Source organism: Streptosporangium oxazolinicum (genome assembly GCF_039537505.1).
GTDB classification, from domain to species: Bacteria; Actinomycetota; Actinomycetes; order Streptosporangiales; family Streptosporangiaceae; genus Streptosporangium; species Streptosporangium oxazolinicum.
Genome location: NZ_BAABAQ010000009.1, coordinates 276040 through 300900, shown reverse-complemented (window position 1 = coordinate 300900; position 24861 = coordinate 276040). Strand labels below are relative to the sequence as shown.

Sequence of the window (24861 nt, the reverse complement as noted above, 5' to 3'; positions counted from 1 at the left end):
CGACACAAGGTTAGCCTTACCTAAATTGACTGCGGTTGTCCGGTTTCACGGAGGAGTGGGTTCGTTGTCCTTTGGTGTCCGCACGGATGAGATGCGCACTGAGGTAGTTGTCGAGAGCGCAACCGACCCATTGCGTCTGGTCACCCGCCTGGCCGGGTCCGGGCTGTTCGACGACTACACCGTGTACGAGCGGCCGGGCCTGTGGACCTTCGCGGGCGGGGTGGCGGGCGAGGTGATCCTCGAACCCGGAGTCGTGCGCAGCCGCTGGCCGTCCTCCACCGGCGCGCCGGACCCGGCCGACCCGGCGGGCTGGGCCGACGAGCCGTGGTCGGGCCGTCCGGCCGCGGCGCTGGAGGCGGCGTTTCGGGCCGCCCCGTGGCCGGTGTGGAACGCCTACGGCTGGATCGCGTTCGAGTTCGCCGCGCTCACCCCGGCGGGCCGGCTCGCCCACCTGGTCGTGCCGCGTACCGAGGTGCGTATCGAGGCGGGACGCGCGCTGGTGGTGAGCGCGGACGCCGAGGAGGCCGAGCGGGTCGCCGAGCTGCTGTCCGGCCAGGGCACGCCCGGGGCGCCGTCACCGTCACCGGTCGACGTGCGACCCGGCGGCGACGTCTACCGGTCACGGGTCGCCCAGGCGATCTCCGAGATCGACGCCGGGCTCTACGAGAAGGTCATCGTCTCCCGGCGGCTGCCGATCCCGTTCCCCGTCGACGTCGTCGCGACGTACGCGTGCGGCCGTGCCGCCAACACCCCGGCCCGCTCGTTCCTCCTCGACCTGGACGGTTTCCAGGCCGCCGGGTTCAGTCCCGAGGTGCTGGTGGGCGTCGACGGGCACGGCACGGTGACGACCCAGCCGCTGGCCGGCACGCGGGCCTTCGGCCGGGGTGAGAACGCGGACTCCGAGACCCGCCGCGAGCTGGAGAGCGACCCCAAGGAGATCTTCGAGCACGCGGTCTCCGTACGCGCCTCGCAGGACGAGCTGTACCGGGTGTGCGCGCCCGGCACGGTGCGGGTCACCGGATTCATGACGGTGAAGGAGCGCGGCAGCGTACAGCACCTGGGGTCGAGCGTCAGCGGCGAGCTGACGCCGGGCCGCACCGGCTGGGACGCGCTCGACGTGCTGTTCCCCGGCGTGACCGCCTCCGGCATCCCCAAGGCGGGGGCCATCGACGCGATCGCCCGGCTGGAGGAGCCCCGGGGCCTCTACGCCGGAGCCGTCCTCGCCGTCTCACAGGACGGGGCGATGGACGCCGCCCTGGTGCTGCGCGCCATCTACAGCGAGAACGGCCGCGCCTGGCTGCGGGCCGGTGCCGGTATCGTGTCCGGCTCGACGCCCGAACGGGAGTACGAGGAGACCTGCGAGAAGCTCTCCAGCATCGCCCCGTACGTGGTCCCGCGCGCCTGAGGGGCCACCCGTCACCGGGCCGGGCCCACCGGCGTGCCGATCCGTGATCCCGCGCGCCCGAGGAGACATCGCGGGGAGGCGGCACCCGCCCTCACGCGCCTTCCCCGCGCGTGAGGGCGGCCGGTGTCCGCCGCACGTAAAAGCGCCGCCACACGTTAAAGCGCCGCCACCACCCGCGCGAGTCTCCCGCCCGCAGGGACGCCCGGCACTTTCGCCGCCGTCACCACAGGCCTTCCGCGTGGAGGGGTTCAGCGCAGGCTCGCGACGAGCTCCTTCTTGCTGATCTTGCCGACCGGGGTGCGGGGGAAGGTCTCGACCAGCTCGACGCGGTCGGGCCACTTGTATCCCGCCACGCCGCGCTCCTTGAGGAACCGCTTGATCTCCCTCAGGGTCGGCGCCTGGTCCCGTACGATCAGGAAGGCGCAGGTCCGCTCCCCCATCACCGGGTCCGGGGTGCCGACAACGGCGGCGTCGTGCACCGCCGGATGGGCCAGCAGGTGGTTCTCCAGCTCCTCGGCCGAGATCTTGTCACCGCCCCGGTTGATCTGGTCCTTGTCACGGCCCTCCACGACGAGGTGCCCGGAGGGGAGCACCCGCACCAGGTCTCCGGTCCGGTAGAAGCCGTCGGGGGTGAAGGAGCGCACGTTGTGCTCCGGCGCGCGGTAGTAGCCGCGCAGGGTGTAGGGGCCACGGGTGAGCAGCTCGCCGACCTCGCCGGGGGCGACCTCGGCGCCGTCGGAGTCGACCACGAGGATCTCGTCGGCCGGGGACAGCGGTCTGCCCTGCGTGGTGTCGACCAGCTCGCGGGGATCGTCCAGCCGGGTGTAGTTGAGCAGCCCCTCGGCCATTCCCAGCACCTGCTGCACCGCGCAGCCCAGCACGCCGGGGACCTGCGCGGCCCGCTCGGCGGCGAACTTGGCCCCGCCCACCTGCAGCAGCTGGAGCGACGACAGGTCCTCCTCCGACCAGGAGGCCGCCTCCAGCCAGAGCAGCGCGATGGGGGGCACCACCGCGCACACCGTCGCCCGCTCCCGCTCGATGAGGGGGAACGCCTCGTCGGGCGACCCGGAGGGCGCCAGGACGACGGTGCCGCCCTTGGCGAACACCCCCAGCACGCCGGGGCAGGCGAGCGCGAAGTTGTGCGCGACCGGGAGCACCACGAGGTAGACGGTCTCGGAGGTGAAGCCGCAGACCTCGGCGCTGGCCTCCAGGTTGTAGACGTAGTCGCGATGGGTGCGCGGGATCAGCTTCGGAAGCCCGGTGGTGCCACCGGAGAGCAGAAACACCCCCACGTCGGCCGGATCGGGCCGCTCGTACGACACGGCCTCGGCACCGGGAGCGAGGCCGGGAGCGATGGAGGAGCCGAGGTCGGAGGTGAGGTCGGCCAGGGCGAGGAACTCCTGGGCGTCCCCGTCCACCACGACGTGCTCCACGGACAGCGAGCGGGCCAGGTCACGGTGGTCGAACCCGCCGTGCACGTCGGGGATGACGTACGCCCTGGCCTCGCTCAGCTCGCACAGGTAGCCGATCTCGCTGCTGCGGTGCGCGGGCAGGGCGAGCACCGGGGCGGCGCCGATCCTGACCAGGGCGAGGAAGACGACGACGAAGGAGGCGGTGTTGGGCAGTTGCACCACGACGCGGTCACCGCGCCGGATGCCCAGCCGCGCGAAACCGGCGGCGGTGCGCTCGGCGCGGCGGTCCAGCTCGGCGTAGGTCAGCCGCTCGTCCCCGGCCACGAGCGCGGTCCGCTCGGGGTCGCCACCGCTCAGCACGTCACCGAGCAGCCGGTCGCTCCAGTACCCCTCGGCCAGGTAGCGCGCCGCGAACTCCTCGGGCCAGGGGGTGAATCCCTCCACGGGTCACCGCCCCGCGATCTGGGCCACCGCGCCCGCGACCGGCTCGGCCGGGTCGGTGCCGAGTGCGACGACGCGGTTGGCGCCGTCCACGTGGACGACCCTGGGCCGGTGCGCCCGCACCTCCGCGTCGTCGAAGTTCCCGTACGAGATGATGATGACCAGGTGTCCGGGGTGGACCAGGTGGGCCGCCGCGCCGTTGACGCCGATGACCCCGCTGCCCGCCTCACCGGTGATCGCGTAGGTGACCAGGCGGGCGCCGTTGTCGATGTCGACGACGTGGACCTGCTCGCCCTCGACGATGTCTGCGGCGGCCATCAGCTCGGCGTCGATCGTGAGGGAACCCACGTAGTGCAAATCCGCCTGGGTCACGGTGGCACGGTGGATTTTTCCGTTCATAAGGACCCGCTGCACTGGTCTGTCCTCTTTCCTTAAGGTCAACTAAGGTTAGCCTCACCTTAGCCACTCCGCCCGTCGAGGAGAACCCCGAAGATATTGCGCCGTCTGGCCATGGACATCAGCCCGCGAAATCAGCGGAGGCCGTACGGGGGAACGGTTGGAAAACGGCCCCCTCTGTCAGATGGTGAGGGGTGACGGCAAAACCGTCATATCCCATGCCGACGTACGACCACCGGCGACGCCCGGCCGGCTGGCGGACCACCGCCCGCTCCCCGGAGGGGTCCGGAGGAACGACGAGAGGAAGAACATGGCTCAGACGTCCATCGCCCTCCTGCTGGCCGCCGCGCTGACCGGCGGCACCGCACCGGCGTACTCCGGCCTGACACCCGTGGAGACGCGGACGGCCGCCCTCGCACCGGTCTCGGCCGCCGCCCCGGCGGCGAACACGGTCAAACCAAATCTCCGCGCCTGCTACGACGGGAAGTGCAAGCTCACCCTCTCGAAGACGGTGCGGTTCCGGGTCAGCCCCCGGTTCGGCGTCACCCGGCTGTCCATCTCCTTCAACCGGACCTCCGTACGGGTGCGGGCCACCGGGCCCGGCGTGACCTCGCAGGCGGTGCTCGGTCTTCGCTCGACGGGGTCGGTCAACGGCATCGGCGTGCGCGTGGTGTCGCTCTCCGGTACCAAGGCGGTGCTGAGTCTCGCGCCCGTACGCCGGTGACCGAGCCGACAACCAGGCCGGTGACCGAGCCGGTGACCTCGGCCGTCCCGGCGGCGTGACCGCCGGGACGGCCGCGAGCCGCTAGCCGGGCTCCCCCGCGCCCAGGCGCTCGGTGAGCTCCTCCTCGGACATGCCCTCGACCATGAGCCAGATCTCGGCGACCGCCTCCAGCCTGCCGGGGGTCTCCTCCAGCTCGATGAACCGGTGGGCGACGCGCGACACGGTCCGCTCGGTGAACAACGCCCGCAGCGGGAGCGAGGAGGCGTCGAGCGCCTCGCGCAGCCGCGCGATGACGGTGGTGGCCAGCACCGAGTCTCCGCCGAGCGCGAAGATGTCGTCGTGCGCGCCGACCCTCGGCACGCCGAGCACCTGGCCGACGACCCGGGCGAGCACCCGCTCCAGCGCCGTGTCCGGGGCGGTGTAGGGCGTGCCCGTCTCCCCGGCCGCCGAGGCGACGAGGGCGGCGAGCGCCTTGCGGTCCACCTTGTTGTTCGCGGTGAGCGGCAACTCGGCCAGGGGCACCAGCAGGTCGGGGACCATGTGCGGGGGCAGCAGTTCCCGTACGTGGGCGAGCAGTTCCTCGGTCCCGGTCTCCCCCGCCTCCCCGGTGAGCACGACCGCGGCGGCCAGTCGCGAGTCGGCGAGCAGGCCGACGGCGCGGCGCACCCGGGGGTGGTTCTCCAGCGCGGTCTCGACCTCGCCGAGCTCGATCCGGAACCCGCGCACCTTCACCTGGTGGTCACGCCGTCCCAGGAACTCCAGCGTGCCGTCGGGCCGGTAGCGGGCCATGTCCCCTGTCCGGTACCAGCGGGTGCCCTCGTGGACGACGAAACGGTCGGCGGTGCGCCCGGCGTCGCCGCTGTAGCCGTCCGCGACCCCCGCGCCGCCGATCCACAGCTCGCCCTGCGCCCAGTCGGGGCGGTCGCGCCCGGCCTCGTCCACGACCCGGCAGGCCACCCCGCGCAGCGGCACACCGTACGGGACCGCCGTCCAGTCCGCGGACACCTCGCCGTCGACCTCGATCACGGTCGAGTGGATGGCGGTCTCCGTCGTACCGCCGAGCGCGACGAACCGGGCCTTCGGTGAGCGTTCCCGCAGCAGCGCGGGCAGGTGCGTGCCGACCCAGTCGCCGCCGAGCAGGACCAGCCGCAGGCTGGGCGCGGGGCCGGTCCGCAGCAGCATCTCCAGCACCGACGGCACGCAGTTCAGCACGGTCACCGACCACCGCTCGACCAGCTCGGACCAGCGGGTGGCGTCGCGCCGGTCGTCCTCCAGGGGGATCGCCACCGCGCCGCCCCGGGACAGGAGGGCGAACAGGTCGAACACCGACAGGTCGAAGTCGAGGGCCGACACGGCGAGCGACACGTCCGCCTCACCGATCGAGAACCGCTCGACCAGATCGCCGATCGTGTTCATCGCGGCCCGGTGCGAGACCTCGACGCCCTTGGGCTCCCCGGTGGAGCCCGAGGTGAACAGCACGTAGCCGACCTGGCCTGGCGGGACGGGCACCGGCCCGTCCAGCGGCGCGGGGTGCGTCACGGCGGAGGTGAGCGAGACCGCGACCCCGGCCGTCTTGAGGATCCTCTCCCGCCGGGCGGCGGGCTGCCCCGCCCCGACGGGCACGTACGCGGCCCCGGCCGCCAGCACGCCGAGCACCGCCACGACCTGGTCCGGCCCCTTGGGCAGCTCGACCGAGACCCGGTCTCCCGGCCGTACCTCCCGCTCCACGAGATGGGCGGCGACGCGCAGGGCGCGGTCGGCCAGCTCGCCGTACGTGAGCGTGCCGTCGGTGCCGTCGGTGCCGTCGGCGTTCCCGGTACCCCAGTACAGGGCCGGGAGGTCGGGGGTGCGCCGCGCCCGCGCGAAGAACTCCTCGTGCAGCGTCCGCGCGGGCAGCGGCGGCTGGGCGTTGAGCTCGTGCCGCAGGCGCAGCTGGTGCGGCGAGGCGCCGATCCGCAGCGGCTCGTCCCAGTCGGCGTCCGGCGCTCCCAGGCGGGTGATCGCACCCGTGTAGGCGGCGAACATCGCGTCGGCGACGCCGTCGGGGAAGGCGGGGTCGCGCACGTCCCAGTTCAGCAGCAGCCCGCCGGAGACCTCGGTGACCTGGGCGTCGAGAAGCACCTGCGGCCCCTGGGAGATGATCCACTCCGGCTCCCCGAAGCTGCGCCGCGCCCGGTCGCCGAACAGCTCGCCGAGGTTGAGCGCGCTGGTGTAGACGATCGGCGCGAGCACCTGCTCGCCCCGCGAGCGCGACAGGTCGCGCAGCACCTCCAGGCCGGAGTAGTCGCTGTGCTCACCGGCCGTGTGCAGCAGTGCCTGCAACTCGCGGGCGCGTTCGGTGAACGGCAGCTCCCGCGACAGGTCGGCCTCCAGCAGGATGGAGCCGGTGAAGTCGCCGACCAGGGCGTCCACGTCGGGGTGGATCGGCTCGCGGTGGAACAGCGGCAGGTTCAGCAGGAAGCGCGGGGTCGCCGACCAGGCGCCCATCACCTCGGCGAAGACGGCGGCGAGCGCCATCGCGGGGGTGACGCCCTCGCGGTGGGCGCGGGCGATCAGCCGCTGCCTGTCCTCGGGGGCGAGCCAGTGGTGCTTGCGGACGACCCGGTCGCCCGGCTGCGGCACGACCGGCAGCTCGGGCGGCCCGGACAGCTCGCCGAGCCGCTCGCCCCACCAGCGCCGGTCGCGGGCGCGGGCCTCGGCGCGCGGGTCGGCGGCGAGATAGCGCGCGTAGTCGTAGCCGATCGGCGGCAGGCTCTCGCCCTCGTACAGCGCCGCGAGGTCGGCCAGCAGCGTGCGGTAGCTCATCGCGTCGGCGGCGACCATGTCGACGTCCAGGTGCAGCCGCGCCGCGCCGGACGGCAGCAGGCTCAGCCGCGCGTCGAAGACGCGGCCCGTCTCGATGGGGAGCCGCTGGGTGGACATCTCGGCGCGCAGCCGTTCCAGCTCCTCGCCGGGATCCGGCACCGCGCGCAGGTCGTGCACCGTGACGGCGGGTCCTGGCCGCTCCGGCAGGACGCGCTGGGTCCCGTCGTCGGAGATCGCGACCCGCAACATCGGATGCCGCTCGACGAGCGCCACGAGGGCCGCCTCCAGCCGGGCGGGGTCGATCTCGCGGCCGTCGAGCTCCACGTAGAGGTGCGCGGCGACGGAGCCGAGCGACTGGCCGGAGTCGCGGCCGATCCAGTAGGCGTGCTGCATGAGCGCGAGGGGGAACGACCCGTCCGGCTCCGCGGATCCCCGCTCGGCAGCGAGGTCGGCACCGGGAGTGGAGGCGCTGTCGAGGTCGGCACCGGAGGCGGAACCGGGCACGGACGTGGAAGCGGAGCCGGGGTCCGGGCTCGGTGCCGGATGCGGCGCGATGGCGCCGCGCTCGGCGAGGAGTTCCCACCACTCGGCCAGCGTGGGCCGCCGCGCGAGTTCGGCGAAGCCGATCTCGACGCCGAGGCGGCGCAGGCGGCCGGTCAGGCTCATCAGCTGGATCGAGTCCATGCCCAGCTCGATGAGGTTGTCGTGCGCCTCCACCTGCTCTCCGAGCAGTTCTGTCAGCGAACGGTGCAGTTCTTCCCTGGTCAGCACAGAGCTCCCCTTAGGTCAGGTAAGGCTAACCTAATTTAGGAGCGTTCGAGCGTCAACGCGCGTCTCGTGACGACACCCCATGCCCCCGGTCCGCCGCCACACCCTCACCTTCACGCCCGCCCTCTCATCCCCTCGGTCGACAGCAGCCAGACCAGGTAGACGCCACCGAGCACCCCGGTCACCACACCGACCGGCACCGCGACCGGCAGGTGCAGCGTCACCAGGTCGCTGAGCACGAGCAGTGCCGCGCCCATCAGCGCGGCCGGTACGAGCTGCGTACCGGGCCTGCGGGTGAGCCCGCGCGCCAGCTGCGGCGCGGCCAGCGCGACGAACGGGACGGGTCCCACCGCCGCGGTCGCCACCGCCACCAGTCCCACCCCGATCACCACGAGCGCGGCCCGCGTCCGCTGGACCGGTACGCCGAGCGCCTGGGCCGCGTCGTCCCCGAGCTCGCCCATGCGCAACCGGCCGCCGAAGGCCAGCGCGACCGGTACGAGCACGGCCACGGCCAGGGCGAGCGGCCACGCGTGCTGCCAGCCCCTGCCGTTCAGGCTGCCGGTGAGCCAGAACGCCGCCTCGTACGCCTCGCGCAACTCGGCGCGGGTGACGAGGTAGGCGTTGAACGCCTCCAGCATCGCGGCCGCGGCGACCCCGACCAGGACCAGCCGGTAGCCGTGCACCCCGCCCCGGTAGGCGACCAGGTAGACGACGAGCGCGGTCAGCACCGCGCCGAACACGGAACTGGCCGCGATGGCGGCGGTGCCGCCGCCGACGACCAGGATCTGCAGCAGGGCTCCGGTGGCCGACCCCGTGGTGAACCCGATGATGTCGGGGCTGCCCAGCGGGTTGCGCGTGATGCTCTGGAAGATCGCCCCGCTCAGGCCGAGTGCCGCACCGGCGAGCAGGCCGGTGAGCGCCCTGGGCAGGCGCAACGTGAGCACGATGAACTCCGTGGCCCGGTCCCCCTGCCCGGTCAGCGCCCCCACCACCTCGGTGACGGGGATGGGGAAGTCGCCGCTGCCGACCACGGACACGGCCGCCCCCAGGGTGGCGGCCACCAGTACGGCGCACACCGCGACGACGCGCGGCTCCCACCGCAGGGACGTCGTCCCGACGCGCAGGACACGACTCGTGCTCACAGCTGGGGAACCCTTCCGCGACGGACCATCAGTGCCAGGAGGGGGGCGCCCAGGAACGCGGTGACGATGCCCGTCTCCAGCTCGCCGGGCGCGGCGACCACGCGTCCGGCGACGTCGGCGGCGAGCGTCAGCACCGGCGCCAGCAGCAGCGAGTACGGCAGCACCCAGCGCTGGTCGGGACCGACCAGCGCCCGGACCACGAAGGGCACCGCCAGCCCGACGAACGCGATCGGTCCCACCGCCGCCGTGGCGGCGCCGCACAGCACCACGACCGCCAGCGCCCCCAGCGCGCGGGTCCGGCCCGGCTTGGCGCCCAGTGCCCGCCCGGTGTCCTCCCCCAGGGCCAGGGCGTTGAGCGGGCGCGCCAGACAGAGCGCCAGCACCACCCCCACCAGCAGGAACGGGCCGATCTGGACGAAGAGCGCGAGGTCGCGCCCGGACAGCGAGCCCACCTGCCAGAAACGGAAGCTGTTGAAACTGCGCGGGCTGAACAGCATCATCCCCGCCGTCAGGGAGCTGAACACCGCGTTGATACCGGCCCCGGCCAGGACCAGCCGCGCCGGTGTGGCGCCGGACCGGCCGCGCGACCCGATCAGGTAGACCAGCAGCGCGGCTCCGGCGGCCCCGAGGAACGCCGCCCACACGTAGACGAGGACGTCGTCCACCCGGAACAGGCCGATCACCGTCACGACCGCCACCGCGGCGCCGCCGTTGACGCCGAGCAGACCGGGTTCGGCCAGCGGGTTGCGGGTCAGCGCCTGCATGAGCGCGCCCGCCAGTCCGAGCGCCGCCCCGACGGCCACCCCCAGCAGCGTGCGCGGCAGCCGCAGCTCCTGGATGATCAGCGCGTTCTCCGAGCCGTCCGGGGAGAACACCCCGGAGAAGGCCTCGCCGAGCGGGATCTGCTTGGCACCGATCACGATGCTGGCCAGCACGGCGAGCAGCAGCAGGCCGCCGAGCAGGCACAGACCGGCCAGCCGTTTGGGGAGATACGCGCTCTTTGCGGGAGGAGGCACGCGCTTCAAGTTAGCCTAACCTTACCGGGACGGCGACGAACGGCCCGGACGACTCCCCGCGCGGGGTCTCCCCGACCCGGGACGCACGTCCGCGTCCGGCCCGCGACCGTCCATGGGAAGGGCACCGAGGCACCAAGAAACCACCGGACACGCGCGGCGGAATCCGTACGCGAACCGCGGGTTCCGTACCGTGCACGAAGGCGGCCACGCCGGATCGGGCGGCGGCGACCCCCGCATCCGGAACGACCCACTGCGGTACGGCCTTATCTGGAATTTTCCGAATTTTTCCGGAAATGGAGGCACGCGTCGCTTCAGGTGCCTCCATCGCGCGAAGCACGACAATGGAGATGGTGACATGACACGTCCGCCGGTCCCGCCCTTCACCCTCGACACCGCCCTCCAGAAGGTACGGCTGGCGGAGGACGGCTGGAACACCCGCGACCCGGAGACGGTGGCCCAGGTCTACACCCCGGACTCCCACTGGAGGAACCGCGCGGAGTTCGTCGACGGGCGGGACGCGATCATCGCGTTCCTCCGGCGCAAGTGGACCAGGGAGCTGGACTACCGGCTCATCAAGGAACTGTGGGCCTTCGACGGGAACCGCATCGCCGTACGTTTCGCCTACGAGTGCCACGACGACTCCGGCAACTGGTTCCGCTCCTACGGCAACGAGAACTGGGAGTTCGACGAGGAGGGACTGATGCGCACCAGGCACGCGTCCATCAACGACCTGCCGATCCGGGAGGAGGATCGCAAATATCACTGGCCCCTGGGGCGCCGCCCGGACGACCATCCGGGACTGAGCGACCTGGGCTTCTAGGGAACGCTCACGGGCCGTGGGCAGGATCCGCGAGCTCCGCGTCACGATCCCCCGCCGCCGAGATCACCGGCCGCCGCGTCCGGCACGCCCCGGCCCGTACGACCCGGCGGCACGAAGGACCTTGGTCCCTACCTGCGAGGTCGCGAGGGGACTAACGTTCGAGACATGATTCGCGTGTTCCTGGTCGACGATCACGAAGTGGTACGGCGGGGCGTGGCCGCGCTGCTGGAGTCCGAGGGCGACATCGAGGTGATCGGCGAGGCGGGGACCGCGGAGTCGGCGGTGGCCCGCATCCCGGCGCTGCGGCCGGACGTCGCCGTCCTGGACGTACGCCTGCCCGACGGCAGCGGGGTGGACGTGTGCCGGGAGGTCCGCTCCAAGGTGCCGGATCTGGCCTGCCTGATGCTCACCTCCTTCGCCGACGACGACGCCCTGTTCAACGCGGTGATGGCGGGCGCGTCCGGCTACGTGCTCAAGCAGATCCACGGCTCGGACCTGGTCGGCGCCGTGCGTACGGTGGCGGGCGGCCAGTCGCTGCTGGACCCGCAGACGACCTCGGCCATGCTGGCACGGCTGCGCGAACAGGCCGCCCGCAAGGACCCCCTGGAGGCGCTGACGGACCAGGAGCGGCACATCCTGGAACTGATCGGCGAGGGCCTGACCAACCGGCAGATCGGCGAGCGGATGCATCTGGCCGAGAAGACCGTCAAGAACTACGTCTCCACCATGCTGTCCAAGCTCAGCATGGAGCGCCGCACCCAGGCGGCGGCCCTGTCGGCGCGGTTGAAGGCCCGCAGGCGGAGCTGACGGAACCTCGGCCGCGCCCGGCGGGGCTCACCCGGCGTCCCGCGAACCCCCGCCGTCCCGGCCCTCACCGTCCTGACTCGTCACCGTCCCGGCCATTACCGTCCCGGCCGTCGCTGTTCCGGTCGTCACCGTCCCGGCCCTGTCACCGTTCCAGTCGTCGCCGTTCCGGTCGTCACCGTCTCGGCCGTCGCCTTCCTAGTCATCGCCTTCCTGGTCGAGCGGGACGCTCCACACCAGCCGGGTGCCGCCCCGCTCCGGTGTCTCGGTGGCGAGGAACCCGCCGAGGTCCTCGGCCCGCTCCTGGAGGTTGCGCAGCCCGCTGCGCCTGCCGCCGGTGGGAAGGCCGACGCCGTCGTCCGTCACGACGAGGACGAGCCGCTCCTCGCCGAGTTCCACCGACACCTCCACCCTGGAGGCCCTGGCGTGCCGCACCACGTTGGACAGCGCCTCACGCAGCACCGCCGGCAGGTGCTCGGCGATCGCCTGCGGAACCCCGCTGTCCAGCCGTCCCTCCATGGTCAGGCCCGGCATGAAGCCGAGGTGACCGCGCGATCCCTCCACCAGGGTCACGATCTGGGCGCGCAGACCGTCGTCGCCGTCGCCGGGAGTCTGCAGGGCGAAGATGGTCGAGCGGATCTGCCGGATGGTGCCGTCCAGCTCGTCGATCGCGTTGCGCAGCCGCTCGGACGCCTCGGGCCGCTCGACGAGCCGTACCGTGCTCATCAGCGTCATGGCCACCGCGAACAGCCGCTGGATCACCACGTCGTGCAGGTCCTTGGCGATCCGGTCGCGGTCTTCCAGCAGGCCCAGCCGCTCGGCGTCCATCCGCCCCTCCGCCAGCTCCAGGGCGATCGCGGCCTGCCCGGCGAAGGAGTGCAGGGTGCGCAACTCCGCCTGGTTGAACGGGACGCGGCCCTGGCGCTTGCCCAGTGACAGCACGCCCCGCACGCCTCCCGCCGCGCCGATCGGCACCGCCGCCACCGGGCCGAGCGAGGCGTACTCGGCGATCACGATCGGGATCTCGGCCTCGGCCGCGTCGGTGACCATGAGCGGCTCGCCGCCGGTGAACGCCATGCCCGCCAGGGACCCGGCGACCGGGGCCCTCGCGTCGGCCACCCGCTCGTGGTTCGTGCCGTCGGCGACGACCGCCCCCAGGACCCGGCCGGTCTCGTCCGGCAGCAGGACCACCGCGATGTCGGCCCCGACCATCTGCCGCGCCCGCCGCGCGATCAGCGTGAGCACCCGGTCGGGTTCGGCGCCCGACAGCAGGCTGGTGGTGACCTCCGCCGAGGCCTGCAGCCACATCTCCCTGCGGCGCGTCTCCTCGTACAGGCGGGCGTTCTCGATGGCGACGCCGGCCGCGGTGGCCAGCGCGGTCACGATCGCCTCGTCCTCCTCGTCGAACTCCCCTCCCCCGCGCTTCTCGGTGAGGTAAAGGTTTCCGAACACCTCCTCGCGCACCCGGACCGGCACCCCCAGGAACGACCCCATCGGCGGGTGCCCCGGCGGGAAGCCGTAGGACGCCGGATGGTCGGTGATCCGGGCCAGCCGCAGCGTCTGCGGCTCCTTGATCAGCAGACCGAGCAGACCGAGCCCGCGCGGCCAGTGCTCGATCTTGGCGATCTCCTCCTCGCTCAGCCCCACCGGGACGAACTGGACGAGCGTGCTGTGATCCCCGGCCACGCCCAGCGCGCCGTAGGTGGCGTCGACGAGGGTGGTGGCGGTCTCCACGATCCGGCGCAGCATGGTCCCCAGGTCCAGGTCACTGCCCACCGCGACCACCGCGTCCAGCAGCGCGTGCACCCGGTCGCGGGTGGCGAGCACCGCCTCCAGGCGCTCCCGCAGCTCCTCCAGCAGCTCGTCCAGCCTCATGTTCGGGATCAATGGCCCCGGCTCGCCCTTTGCCATGCTCCCGAGTCTGCCACCGGCGCGCGCGACCCCCCACCTCCCGGTGGCACTCGGCGTGTGGTCACCAGCGCCGTGGCCCTCGTACGCGAGAACCCACCCCGGCCGGGGTGGGTTCTCGCGTACGTGCCCGTCGCTCACCTCAGGATCGGCAGACGCCGCACCAGCGGGGTGCGAGCCCACGGCGCGCCCGCGCCGAGGGTGTCACCCGCGTTCGTCAGGGCCAGCCCGGCCAGTACGGCGGCGTAGATCAGGTGGTCGTCGAGGAACGGGTTGGTGTCCAGCGGGAGCGCGGCGGCCCACATGAGCAGCAGCATCAGACCTCCGGCGACGGCGGCGATCCGCATGCCGACGCCGAGGACGAGGGCCGTGCCGACGCCCAGCAGGCCGATCATGAACAGCCAGTCGACCCACGCCTGCCCGGCCAGGCCGCCGAAGATCCCGCCGAGCGCGTTCTCACCGGCTCCCTTCAGGAAGCCGGTGGTCGGGCTGCCGCCCGCGATCCAGGCGCGCTCCGCGGGGGTGGCGAACCCCCAGCCGAACGTCTTGTCCAGGAAGGCCCACAGGAAGATCCAGCCGAGGCCGATCCGGGCGACCGCCCAGACGTAGGCGGCGGGCCAGGGTCCGGTTCCGGCCGGACGGGCGTCCACGGGGACCCCGCCGGCATCGGTGTGATCGTTGCGCTGATACCCCTTGGTGCCCCTGGTGACCGCCATGACCGCTCTCCTTGGTTGCGACGCGCTCTCCTGCTGTGGTTCAAGCACATCGTTTTCCGGGCTCTCGCGGCAGTGCCGTACGGCTCGCCCCCTCGGCCCGGAAGCCCCCGCGCCAAAGGACTTTCGGCCCTCGCCGGCGGACGCACGACGCACGCACGCGGCGTGCGGCGTGCGCCATGCGACGGACAGCGGACAGCGAGCGGTCAGGGGGTACGGAGGAACGTGACGCGTTCGGCGGTTTCGATCATCTGACGGGCGAAGGCGGCCGAGTCGAAGGTGGAGAGGGACACCGGGGACACGCCCAGGGCCGTCGCCATCGCGTTCGCCAGGGCCGTGACGGGCACCGTTCCGGACGCGCCGAGCGTCTGGGGCGGGACCGACGGGCCCGGTGAGCCGTCGGCGGCCCGGAGGGTCTTGCCGAACCGGCCCGCGGCCGGGCCCTGCGGCGGTGGCTCCACGCCGAAATGCTGTTCCTCCGGGGGCTGGCGCAGGTCGAGGCGGCCCAGGACACCTTTGAACAGGCAGAGCAGGACCGTCGGGGAGAGCCGTTCGAGCCGCAGCAGCGGCAGCGGCGCGCTCTCGTCGGCCGAGGCGTACCCGTCGATGAGCAGCCCCGGGTAGCCCGGCACGAGGTCGGAGCGGATCAGCGCCCCGGTGATCTTCGAGGTGTCCACCGGTGGCGGCCGCAGCCGGTCCCGGTCGGCGTCGGCCCTGGTGACCCGCCCGACGCTCGTCGCCCCGTCCAGCAGGTGGGCGATCCAGCGCGGGTCGAGCTGGAGGAACCTGATCGTCTCGACGGGCAGCAGCCGCTCGTCCGGCACGAGATACCGGTAGGGCACCCCGCGCAACCGCGCGAGGTCGTCGAGGAAGGACTTCACGTCGTCGGGCATCGTGTCGTCGATGTCGGCGATCTCCAGCGGGTGGCCGGACGGCTCGTCGCGCCCGTCGGCCATCGCCCGCCGCCGCTTCCAGGTGTAGACGCTCCTGGCCACCGTGGTGTGCTGGAGCGTGAGCAGCCGTCCGAGCTGCCAGGCCGCGGCGTAGCCGATGTCGAGCATCCCGGCCGACGGGTGGTAGCGCAGCAGTTCGTCCGGGGTGCGGACGCCGAAGCGCGTGTCGGCGGAGGAGTCGCCGGTGACGAACGGCCCCCGGTACCAGGACGCCGTCCGCCCGCCCTGCCGCAGCGTGTGCGCGACCGGCACGTACCCCTGCCGCAGGAACGGCTCGGCCTCGGGCACCCCGCTGTCGGGCAGCCGGAAGGGCCGCCCCCCGTGGGCCAGCGCCCGGACCAGGTAGGGGAACGTGAGCTCCTTCGACACGCAGGCGAACCGCCAGCTGGCCAGCGTCACCAGGCGCACCAGCGCGCCGGGCGTGTCGGGTCCCGCCCCGAACCCCGAGTCGCCGTAGCGTCCCTCGATCGAGACCAGGTGGACGGTCGAGGAGACCCCCGGGGCGGGCAGCCGGTTCGCGATGACGACCGCGCTCTCCTCGCCGGCCCGGCGTACGTGCGCGAGCCGTCCCAGGTCGTCCAGGCTCGGCATGATCGAGACCAGCAGGGAGCGCGGCACGTCGATCACGTTCACCGGGTCGGTCGCGTTCTGCCCCCGTTCCAGGGTCGGCGCCGGGATGAAGGCCCCGCCTGAGGCGAGCGTCCCGAGCGTGACGGTCTTCCGCGGTGGCTGCTCGTCCCCGCTGAACACCAGCAGGGCGAGCCAGGGCGGTGCCGTCGCGGAGGCACCGTACGCGCTCCGTTCCCACGGCAGCGTCGCCCGGTCGAGCACCACGTGGGGCAGCACGGCGGAGTGCTCGCCGAGGCCGCCGTCCGGCGGGAACACCGACCGCACCGTCTCGGGCGGCAGCGTGAAGCGGTCCCCGGACACGCTGAACGACCGGGTCGTCTCGAAGGAGGTGGTTTCCACCCTGGTGGCCGGGGCGACGCTCCGCAGTTCCTGCGTCGCCTTGATCGTGTAGTCGCCCAGCGGCAGGGACGGCCGCCGGTACGCCAGGAAGGTCAGGTCGTCAGCCATACGAGCCCACCTCGGGGGCCTGGAGGAAGTCGGTCGCGCCCAGCCCGTTCAGGTCGACGCGCAGGTCGGGCAGGAGTTTGCCGGCGATGGCCGAGCGGGCCTGTGCCCCGGCCGCGAGGTTCAGCGCCTGGCCGGTGGCCCGTCTGAACGCCGGCAGCGCCGTCCAGGAGAAGGCCGGGTCGCTGGACAGGGACGTGGCGGCCTTCAGCCTCGACAGCGGGAGGCTCTGGGTGGTCGCCGGTTCCCGTGGCGGGTTCGGCCGGATGACGTACCCGGTGAGCAGGTTGTCGCGCAGCGCGGGCTTGCCCAGCGACGGGGTGAGCTGGTCGCCCCACAGCGCCGCGGGCAGGCTCTTGCCGACCGGGTCGAAGCGGAAGGCGGAGTTCGCCGTGTCCTTGCCGCGGGTGATCGTGATCGTCTGGGTCGAGGTGAACGTGCCGGGGGCGGCCCCCACCGGCGCGATCCCGAACGGCGCGGCCCCGGTCGTGGCCAGCGCGGTCCCCGCGGACGTGGCCGAGGTGGCGGGCACGGCCGAGTCGACGAGCAGTTCCAGCTCTGCCGGGCTGACCGTGCCCAGGTGGGTGCCCGAGGAGTCCTTCGGCGAGCCGCCGCGCAGCACGACCGTGACGCCATCGGTGGTCTTGGGCAGTTGCGCCGTCCTGAACCGGCTCCACGGGACGGGTTCGGCCGACGCGCCGGACGAGGACCCGAACGAGATCGTGAAGGAGATGACGTCCAGGTCGATCGTCGCCGTCCCGCCGAACTCCGGCCCCCAGAACCGCACGTCGGTGCCGACGTGCGCGGTGATCGTGTGGGTGCCCAGGAAGGTGAACGTGTAGGAGGCCCCGACGGCGATGTGCAGCCCGGCCTCGTAGTGGTAGGGCTGCCAGGCGATGAGGAAGTCCACCGCCGCGTCGAACCAGGCCCGTAGCGACCCGTCCTCGTAGACGGCGCTGAGCGCCGCCCCGGCCATCAGCGCGCCCGGGGTGAGCGCGTAGTAGGCCGAGCCCTTCATGCTGAGCTGCGGTGTGACCTGCCAGGAGAACCCCAGGCGCGGGACGGCCGGGTAGTGGGCGGGCACGGTGAAGTTCGGGTGGTAGCCGCCGACGCTGAGCACGAAGTCGCCCTGGTGCTCCTCGCCGAACCAGGTGACGAACGCGAACCCGCCCGTGAGGCGGCAGGCCCGCGACAGCAGGTAGGAGTTGGACGTGAGCTGCGCCAGCAGCGAGAAGTAGCCGTCCTCCGGCGCGAACGTCGCCTTCAGGGCGAGCTGGATCTCCGCGATGGGCGTGACCCCCGCCTGCGCCGCGTCCGCCACCGGCAGGACCAGGGTCGACAGGCCCAGCACGTTCATCTCGAACCGGTGCCCGAACTGGGCGGTCACCAGCAGGAAGGAGTCGATCATCTTGAACGAGGTGAAGTGGATTCCCGCCGCGAGGAAGAAGTCGCCGGGTGAGGGCGGCAGGTCGTCCTCCAGGCGGGACAGCTCGGTCGCGAGCGTGCCCGGCAGGACCGCGCCGACGGCCTCGGCCACCAGCGGGAAGTCGGCGATCTTCTCGACCGGCGGTGCGACGATCCTCCGGTTGTAGCCGAACCCGGCCGCGATGCCCTCGACGAAGAAGAACGCGGGCCCGCCGATCGGGTAGTCCAGGAAGGCGTACACGAACAGCGACGGCCCCTCGGGCAGCTGCATGTAGGAGCCGAGCGCGCCGACGGTGAACGCGTCGGTCTCGATGACGGCCTTGCCGCTGTAGGCGGGCAGGCTCTTGCCCTCGTACGTCACGGTGTTCTTCAGGAACGCCCCGCTGACCTTGACGGGTCCGCCGCTGTAGGAGACGGCGAGCCCGGCCAGGTCGAACGTCGGCAGCGCGGTCGGGTTGGAGAGCGACACGCCCGCCGACAGCCCGTCGCAGGCCAGCGTGAGCCCGCCCGCCGAGATCGACGCGTCCACCAGCACGGCCAGCCGCGCGGGCCGGTCCGGCACGTGCTCGTAGGCCAGCCCCACCCGTTCGACGTGGACCGGCCCGAAGTCGGTCTGCGCCTTGTACCACAGCACGTCGTCGGCGGTCTTGGCCTGCGTCGGCGTGACCTGGGGTGGCGTGCCGACGGGCAGCGTGACGGCCCGCTCCAGCGGCCCGAGCCGCAGGTGCCCGCTGAAGGCGAACCCCGGGGGATACTCCTTGGACTCCAGCTTCGCCGCGTCCGGCGGCAGGATCGCGTTCAGCGCGGTGACCTGCTCGGGGGTGAGCGTCCCGGTGGTGGCCAGGATGCGCAGCGGGTCGAACCCGACGACCTGGTCCCCGGTCAGCCTCGGCCCGACGACGGGCAGCTTGGACAGGTCCACCTTCGCGGTGAGATCGACCTCGAAGACGTGGGTGTCGCCCTCGACGGCGAGCAGCGCGTCGTCGACGCCCACCACGATGTCGTCCGGGACGTCCGCCGCCGCCGAGGGCACCAGCGCCGCGACCAGTTCCCTGACCGTGGGTGCGGTGCCGCCCCGCCGGTAGGTGGCCGCGAACCGGTTCGCGCCGGCCTGCTGGGCGAAGTGCACCCCGAAGTCCAGTTCCAGTCCGGGTCTCACCAGGACCGCGATCGCCCCGTCGTACGTGCCGGCCCGCGTGTCGATCGCGACGGCCAGGTCCACCTCGGTCGTGTCGATCGGGAAGCGCATGCCGGCCGTGAAGAGGAACCGCACCGGCTTGGTCGCGAAGGAGGCCGCCAGGTCGTGCACGGTGAGCCCGGCCAGCGGCGCGGGCAGCGGCGGCGCGCCGAACCGCGCCGACAGCGAGTCGATCATCTCGCCGATCGGCAGCTGCTGGCCCGGCCTGCTGCCGCCCTCGAACTCCCAGCCTTTGACGGCGTCGTAGGTCGCCGAGACGTACACGCCGACGGAGGAGACCAGCAGCGCCGCCGAAGAGGCGAACGTGATGTCGTCCTGGATGTCGAAGGCGAACCTCAGATCCTCCAGCATCACGCCTTCGACGATCTCCCACTGCCCGTCCACCTCCAGCACGCCCGAGGCTGTCAGCGGAATCGCCCCCGACGGAAGCCGCACCGACAGGTCGAAGTGCTCGACCTTGAGGTCGGGCAGGTGGGTCGCACCGGTCTCGTTCGTGAACTCCTGCCAGACCTCGCGGATGTTCAGCGGCGGGTCGCCCTCGCGCAGGGCGCCGCCGAGCGCGAGGCTGTCGCCGGCCCCCGCGGTGATCTCCAGGGTGCCGTGCTCGCCGATCCCGAACAGGCCGGCCACCGCGACGGTGACGCGGGCGTCGCCGAGCGGGTCGTCCACCCGGAAGGTGAGGTCCACGGCCTGCACGACGAACAGGTCGAGATCCCACTCGTGCGACGTCTGCAGGGTCAGCGAGACGTGGGAGACCATCCGGGTGGCCTTCGGCGTGACCCGGACGGTCAGGTCGCGGGGCACCACCGGGGCGGTGACCTCGAGGTCGACCGGGATGTCCAGCGAGTCCTGCCCGAGGAAGGCGACGATCTCCTCGAAGGCGGCCTCGCCCAGCTCGCCGAGGTCGGCCTTGAGCACGAGGCTCTCGCCCCAGCCCATGATGTCGGCGCCGATGAGCACCTGGTGCGTCGTGCCCGACGCGGTGAACGGGATGGCACCGGTCAGCGCCACCCGGCCGCGCGGGTCCATGTCGCCGGTCGCGTAGTTCAGCCACGGGTCGGCGAAGATCTCGTACCGCAGGCCGGTGAGGGTCACCAGCCCGAGGTCGAGGGTGTGGCCTTCGGGCCCGTACAGCACGATGTCCGGGACGGGCGTGATGTCCAGGCCCAGCCCTTCGATCTCGGTGACCATCTCGATCTCGCCGGTCACCGCGTGGACCGCGCCGGGCATCATCAGGTCCAACGGCGCCATCGGGGTGGTGATGATCAGCGTGCCGGTGAAGGCGAGCCCGGACGGGGTCAGGTGGAGCACCGGGCGCCGGAACCGGAGCGTCTCGAAGAGGGTGGCCTTGAGCACGGGGTAGGCGGTGACGAACGTCCAGGTCTCGTCGCCGGTCCCGGTGATGTCGGCGGTGACCGCCGAGCCGTCGGCGGTGAACGTGGCGGTCACCGCGAGGCCGGTGAACGGGCCGCTCGCGCCGGTGCCCGTCACGGTCATGCCGTTCGCGAGCTCGGTGCGCCCGGTGACGGCGCCGAGGGTGAACCGTTCCCCGAGGTGGGCGGACAGCAGGGCCGAGCCGAGCGCCGCGACGTCCAGGTCCAGGGCGGCGCCCCCGGCACGCAGGGCGGCTTTGAGCTGGTCAGGCGTCATTTCGTGTTGTCCTTGGCGAGGATCGAGTACTGCCAGGTGCCGCGCGAACCGGTGATGTAGATGGGCAGCGTGGTCTTCTCCGACTCGGGGAAGTAGCTGTTGAGCTTGCCCTTGGACCAGAAGTACAGGGTGTGCTCGGGGATCTTCTCCGCCTTCTTCATCACGTCCTTGTACCGGTCCAGGACGGCCTCGGAGGGCAGGTGGTGCATCCTGATCTGCTTGCCCGCGCTCACCAGGAGCTGTTTGGGCTGGACCGCCCTCACGTACGCGGGCAGGGAGGAGGTGTTGTCGCTGGCGTGATGGCTGGCGGTCGCCAGGTCGACGCCCTTGATCCGGTCGGCGTGGTAGTCCACCACGTACTGTTCGGTGTTGAGGGTGGCGTCCCCGGACATCAGCAGCTTCTTCTTGCCGAACAGCTCGATGAGCACCACCAGGCTGCCCCGGTTCGCGGGCGTGCTGTGGTCCTTGTGGGCGATCGTGTTCACGTTGCCCGACAGCAGCGAGATCTTGCAGTTCGGCTCGTCGAGGATCAGGATGCCGCCGTCGCCGTCGAGCACGCCGCCCTCGGGCGGGTCCTCGTCCTCGTCCGGCTCTGGGACGGTCTCGCCGTTGAGCTCGATCACCTGGTCGCCGCCGTTCTCGTGGTGGTCCACCTCGAAGATGAGGCGCTCGTCGGCGGCGTGGTTCAGGATCCAGGCGCTGGTGGAACCCTTGGCGTAGGCGGCCCGTGGCTTGCTGTGGTAGACCTTCAGGAACTCGACGCTGTCGTCCATGACGGCCGAGAGCTTGTTGTAGTGGTCGGCGTCGGGATGGGTGAGGATCAGCAGGTCCACGGTGTTGCTGCTCTTGAGGAACTTCGCGTGGTTCAGGGTCCCGCTGATGATCCGCCGCAGGGCCTCCCGGTCTCCCGCCGTCTCCTTCTCCTCGTCCTCGTCCTCGTCCTCGCCGGCGTCCGGCAGGTCCTCGTCGTCCGTGATCACCTCGCGGTACGAGTCGGAGCCGCAGTCGACCATCACGATCCGGCCCTCGGGGGTACACATGATCGTGCAGTCGCCCTGGCCCATCTGGATGAACGCGGCGTGGAAGTTGACGTCGTTCCTGGTCCCGGCCTTGGCGGCGGGCCGGTCCGCTATCTCCTTGGCGCGCGCCGCCGCCACGGCCTTGGCCCGCTTCCTGGCCTCCTCCGCCTCCCTCTGCTTCTTCTTGTCACGCTCGTCCTTGGTCTGGCTGCGCGTCGAGACGCTTCCGTAGCCCTTGCTCGCGCTCTTGATGTCCGTGCGGTCGCGGGAATTCTTCGGCATGTCACACCTGCTCGGGAGGGAAGGTCTCTAGTAGGGGAAGTCGATGCGCCAGCGGCCCTGGTTGATGCGGTTCTTCTGCCGCCAGGTGTAGACGTAGCGCCGGTCGTTGTCGCGGGGCTCGTAGTCGGCCGCGTAGGCGTACTCGCCCTGCTTGGTGTTGTAGAGGTCGAACTCCAGCTGGCCCGCGGCCAGGCGCTGCAGGATGCGCAGTTCGCTTTCGCCGATGGTGATGCCGCCGATCCGGAGGTTCCGGCCGACGAGGGTCCGGGCGAGGATGTCGATGAGGTCCTCGGAGGGGATGTTGCCGTCCTTGAACGCGATGCCTTCCGGGCGGCCCTCGATCCGGTGCCAGAACTTGCTGGCGTGGTGGAAGCGGATCGTCGGGTACGTGACGGCCGCGCCCGGCGTCTCCTGCTGGAACAGCTCCAGGTACAGCGTCTGCCCGCTCGCGCCCTGGTCGGTGTCGCGGCGGAGCTGCAGGTGGTTGTTGGCGTTCTTGACGGTCACCCTGCCGTCGCCCGGCCCGTTGACGCCGACGTAGAGGCGGCCGTTCCCCGCGGTGACGTCGCCGATGCGCAGGCCCGAGCCGATGACCGTCTTGGCGGTGATGTCGACGAGCGTGTTGCCCGGGGCGGGCCCGTCCTTGAACAGGAACCCCTCGGGGCGGCCCTCGATGCGGTTCCAGAACTTGTGGGCGTGGTGGAAGCGGATGCTGGGGTAGGTGACGGCGCCCCCCGAGGTCTCCCCCTGGAAGAGCTCCAGGTACACCACCTCGCCGACGGCGCCCGCCGAGGTCTCCCGGCGCAGCTGCAGGTGCGTCCCCGACGACTCCCCGATCGTCATCCGGCTCTCCAGCGGCCCCGTGGTGCCCACGGCGACGCGGTTGCCCAGGGGGTTGATCGCCAGCGGGAGCCCGGAGTGCGACTGGATCCAGGTGTACTCGTTGGCGTAGCCCAGCCGCAGGTTGTGCGCGGACTTGCGGCCGATCACCAGCGCGTCGCCGTTGGCGTCCTGCGGGGTGTGCACGATCTGGAACCGCGCCTCGATCTTGTCCGCGGCGATGTTGACCCCGGCGGAGGAGCTGGTGAACAGCAGCGGGGTGCGGTCCACCGTCACCGTCGCCGAGCCGTCGGCGTAGCCGGGGATGTTCTCGTACTCGACGAGGATGGGGGCGTGTCCCGGTTTGGGCAGCGCGAGGATGTTGGTGAGTTCGAGTTCGATGTACTCGCCGGGGGCGAGCACGGTGTTGGCGGTGGGCGTGATCTCCCACGTCCTGACCTTGTCCGGGCGCTTCCTGCCGTTCCAGCGGGTGCCGGTGACCGAGAACCCGACGCCTCCGGCCGCGGCCACCTTGGTGAGCGCCCAGGGCGTCTTGTCGGCGTCGGCGCCGCTGTCGGCCTCGGCGTCGAAGGAGATCAGGAACGTCGAGACCGGCAGGTCCTTCCGCAGCTGGATGCCCTTGCCCGCGCGCATCGTGTTGGCGATGTGCAGCTTCAGCCTGTTGGGCGTCGTGCCGTCGCTGAGCACCCGGTCGCCGCCGACGAGGCGGATGTCCAGCGGGATGTTGTGCAGGCCCCGGTGGTTGATCACGTCCAGGTACTGCACCCGGGTGCCGGTCAGCGGCATGGTCTGGCCGGAGTATCTGATGTTCTTGTACTCCAGCTCCACCTGGGTGCCGTGGGTGCCGTCCGTGCCGTCGGCGTTGAGGCCCGCCACCTCGACCGAGACGACGCCGTCCGGTGGGATCGGCCTGGCGTTCTTCCACTGGAAGTACAGGGCCGTGCCGTCCGCCTCGGGCACCATCGCCCAGTCGGCGGAGTTCAGCGTGGGGGTGATCCCGGTGGCGAGCGTCCCCTTCCGCAGGCGCAGCGCGAAGTGGTACGTGCTGGAGGACACGCCGGTGAGCGGCATCGCCTCCACCGTGCCGCGCGAGCTGTTGGTGAGCCGCAGCGTCATCGTCTGGAGCTTGACGTCGTCGATGTACAGCACCGGCTGGTCGTCATCGTTGACGAAGGCGAAGTCCAGCGGGTGCGACCGGACGAACATCTCCAGGGGCGGCTCGTCGTCGGCCATGTCCCGCAGGATCTCCGCGGCGCTCAGCGCCCGGTCGTACACCCGGAACTGCGCGATCAGCCCGGTGTAGGCCGACGTGCCGTTGCCCCAGCCCAGGCAGAAGTCCTCCCGGTCGGCCACCCGCGCCGCGCCGCGCAGGCCCCACTCCCCCGCGAGCCCGCCGTCCACGAAGATCCGCGCGGTCACGCCGTCGTTGGTGATCGCGACGTGCTTCCACGTGTTCGGGGGGATCGAGCCGGCGCCCGAGCGGTGGCTGTCCAACCCCCGGTTCAGGGCGTAGAGGTGTTCGAGCTGCCCGTTGCTCTCCAGGCGCAGCCGGATGTTGGGCGACCGCTTGCCGAACACGGCGGTGGTCTGGCCGCCGGGCCAGTTGATCCACGCCGAGAGGGTGTAGGTGGTCAGCCCGAGGAGCGGCTGGCCCGCGGGCACGACCGCGTACTGGTTGCCGCCGCCCAGGCGCAGGCAGGCGAACTTCGGGTCGGTGACGACCGTGGGCGGCTCGACGAAGGTGCCCGTCAGCTGGTTGGGACCGCTGTCGAGGACGGCCTTCTGCGGGGCGAGGGCGTCCAGCGGCCAGTGCAGGACCAGGGAGTCGCTCATCCGTGCCTCTCCTCGGGGACCGAGGCGAGGCCGAGCTGGCCCTGGGCCTGCTGCTGCACGGTGGCGACCAGTTCGAAGACCTGGGCGTAGGGGAGTCCGCCGAGCGCGTCGAGGATCTGGTTCACCTCGGGGAGCGTCAGCGTCAGGTTGATTTTCTGCATCAAGGGGTTCCTCTACTCGGTGTTCTGAACGTGGCGTTCTTAACTCGGCGTACGAGCCTCGGTGTCCGGGAC

16 protein-coding genes are annotated in these 24861 nt (G+C 71.8%); 4 read left to right on the top strand and 12 right to left on the bottom strand.

Annotated features, from left to right (window positions below; all coding sequences use genetic code 11):
- The first annotated feature begins 91 nt into the window (after positions 1 to 91).
- Positions 92 to 1405: a salicylate synthase gene (locus ABD817_RS24320; protein ID WP_344920413.1), complete on the top strand. Its 1314-nt coding sequence runs from the start codon at positions 92 to 94 to the stop codon at positions 1403 to 1405.
- A 248-nt stretch (positions 1406 to 1653) separates the two neighbouring features.
- Here ABD817_RS24320 and ABD817_RS24315 read toward each other — a convergent pair whose 3' ends face one another.
- On the bottom strand, positions 1654 to 3261 hold the full coding sequence (locus tag ABD817_RS24315) for a (2,3-dihydroxybenzoyl)adenylate synthase (RefSeq protein ID WP_344920412.1): 1608 nt from the start codon (positions 3259 to 3261) through the stop codon (positions 1654 to 1656).
- A gap of 3 nt (positions 3262 to 3264) precedes the next feature.
- A complete protein-coding gene (panD, locus tag ABD817_RS24310) occupies positions 3265 to 3672 on the bottom strand; it encodes an aspartate 1-decarboxylase (protein WP_344920411.1) in 408 nt (135 codons plus the stop codon).
- Positions 3673 to 3964: 292 nt separating this feature from the next.
- On the opposite strand from panD, the gene ABD817_RS24305 reads away from it, so the two are divergent.
- The gene (locus tag ABD817_RS24305) at positions 3965 to 4378 is read left to right on the top strand and encodes a hypothetical protein (RefSeq protein WP_344920409.1); all 414 of its coding nucleotides are present in this window, start codon (positions 3965 to 3967) and stop codon (positions 4376 to 4378) included.
- Positions 4379 to 4459: 81 nt separating this feature from the next.
- Here the strand turns inward: ABD817_RS24305 and ABD817_RS24300 are convergent, their stop codons facing one another.
- From ABD817_RS24300 to ABD817_RS24290, 3 genes are all read right to left on the bottom strand, one after another.
- Entirely contained in the window at positions 4460 to 7954 is a 3495-nt protein-coding gene (locus ABD817_RS24300) for a non-ribosomal peptide synthetase (RefSeq protein WP_344920408.1), read from the bottom strand.
- 110 nt (positions 7955 to 8064) lie between these two features.
- A complete protein-coding gene (locus ABD817_RS24295) occupies positions 8065 to 9093 on the bottom strand; it encodes a FecCD family ABC transporter permease (RefSeq protein WP_344920407.1) in 1029 nt (342 codons plus the stop codon).
- Positions 9090 to 10109, bottom strand: coding sequence for a FecCD family ABC transporter permease (locus ABD817_RS24290; protein ID WP_344920406.1), 1020 nt, complete (start codon positions 10107 to 10109; stop codon positions 9090 to 9092). The genes ABD817_RS24295 and ABD817_RS24290 overlap by 4 nt, the downstream gene beginning before the upstream one ends.
- Positions 10110 to 10464: 355 nt before the next feature.
- On the opposite strand from ABD817_RS24290, the gene ABD817_RS24285 reads away from it, so the two are divergent.
- Both ABD817_RS24285 and ABD817_RS24280 read left to right on the top strand, forming a co-directional pair.
- The gene (locus tag ABD817_RS24285; protein ID WP_344920405.1) at positions 10465 to 10929 is read left to right on the top strand and encodes a nuclear transport factor 2 family protein; all 465 of its coding nucleotides are present in this window, start codon (positions 10465 to 10467) and stop codon (positions 10927 to 10929) included.
- Positions 10930 to 11094: 165 nt separating this feature from the next.
- Positions 11095 to 11736: a response regulator gene (locus tag ABD817_RS24280; RefSeq protein WP_344920404.1), complete on the top strand. Its 642-nt coding sequence runs from the start codon at positions 11095 to 11097 to the stop codon at positions 11734 to 11736.
- A 195-nt stretch (positions 11737 to 11931) separates the two neighbouring features.
- On the opposite strand, the gene ABD817_RS24275 is transcribed toward ABD817_RS24280, so the two are convergent.
- The 7 genes from ABD817_RS24275 to ABD817_RS24245 all read right to left on the bottom strand — a co-directional run bounded on the left by ABD817_RS24275 (position 11932) and on the right by ABD817_RS24245 (position 24789).
- A complete protein-coding gene (locus ABD817_RS24275) occupies positions 11932 to 13644 on the bottom strand; it encodes a sensor histidine kinase (RefSeq protein WP_344920403.1) in 1713 nt (570 codons plus the stop codon).
- Between the two features lie 134 nt (positions 13645 to 13778).
- Complete coding sequence (locus tag ABD817_RS24270) at positions 13779 to 14357, bottom strand: hypothetical protein (protein WP_344920402.1); 579 nt, start codon at positions 14355 to 14357, stop codon at positions 13779 to 13781.
- A gap of 203 nt (positions 14358 to 14560) precedes the next feature.
- Positions 14561 to 16384, bottom strand: coding sequence for a hypothetical protein (locus tag ABD817_RS24265; protein ID WP_344920401.1), 1824 nt, complete (start codon positions 16382 to 16384; stop codon positions 14561 to 14563).
- Positions 16377 to 20654: a DUF6603 domain-containing protein gene (locus tag ABD817_RS24260; protein ID WP_344920400.1), complete on the bottom strand. Its 4278-nt coding sequence runs from the start codon at positions 20652 to 20654 to the stop codon at positions 16377 to 16379. The genes ABD817_RS24265 and ABD817_RS24260 overlap by 8 nt, the downstream gene beginning before the upstream one ends.
- Entirely contained in the window at positions 20651 to 21955 is a 1305-nt protein-coding gene (locus ABD817_RS24255) for a ComEC/Rec2 family competence protein (RefSeq protein ID WP_344920399.1), read from the bottom strand. The genes ABD817_RS24260 and ABD817_RS24255 overlap by 4 nt, the downstream gene beginning before the upstream one ends.
- Positions 21956 to 21982: 27 nt before the next feature.
- On the bottom strand, positions 21983 to 24628 hold the full coding sequence (locus ABD817_RS24250; RefSeq protein WP_344920398.1) for a LamG-like jellyroll fold domain-containing protein: 2646 nt from the start codon (positions 24626 to 24628) through the stop codon (positions 21983 to 21985).
- Positions 24625 to 24789, bottom strand: a complete 165-nt coding sequence (locus tag ABD817_RS24245) for a hypothetical protein (RefSeq protein ID WP_344920397.1) — start codon at positions 24787 to 24789, stop codon at positions 24625 to 24627. Before ABD817_RS24245 ends, ABD817_RS24250 begins: the two co-directional genes overlap by 4 nt.
- Positions 24790 to 24861 lie beyond the last annotated feature (72 nt).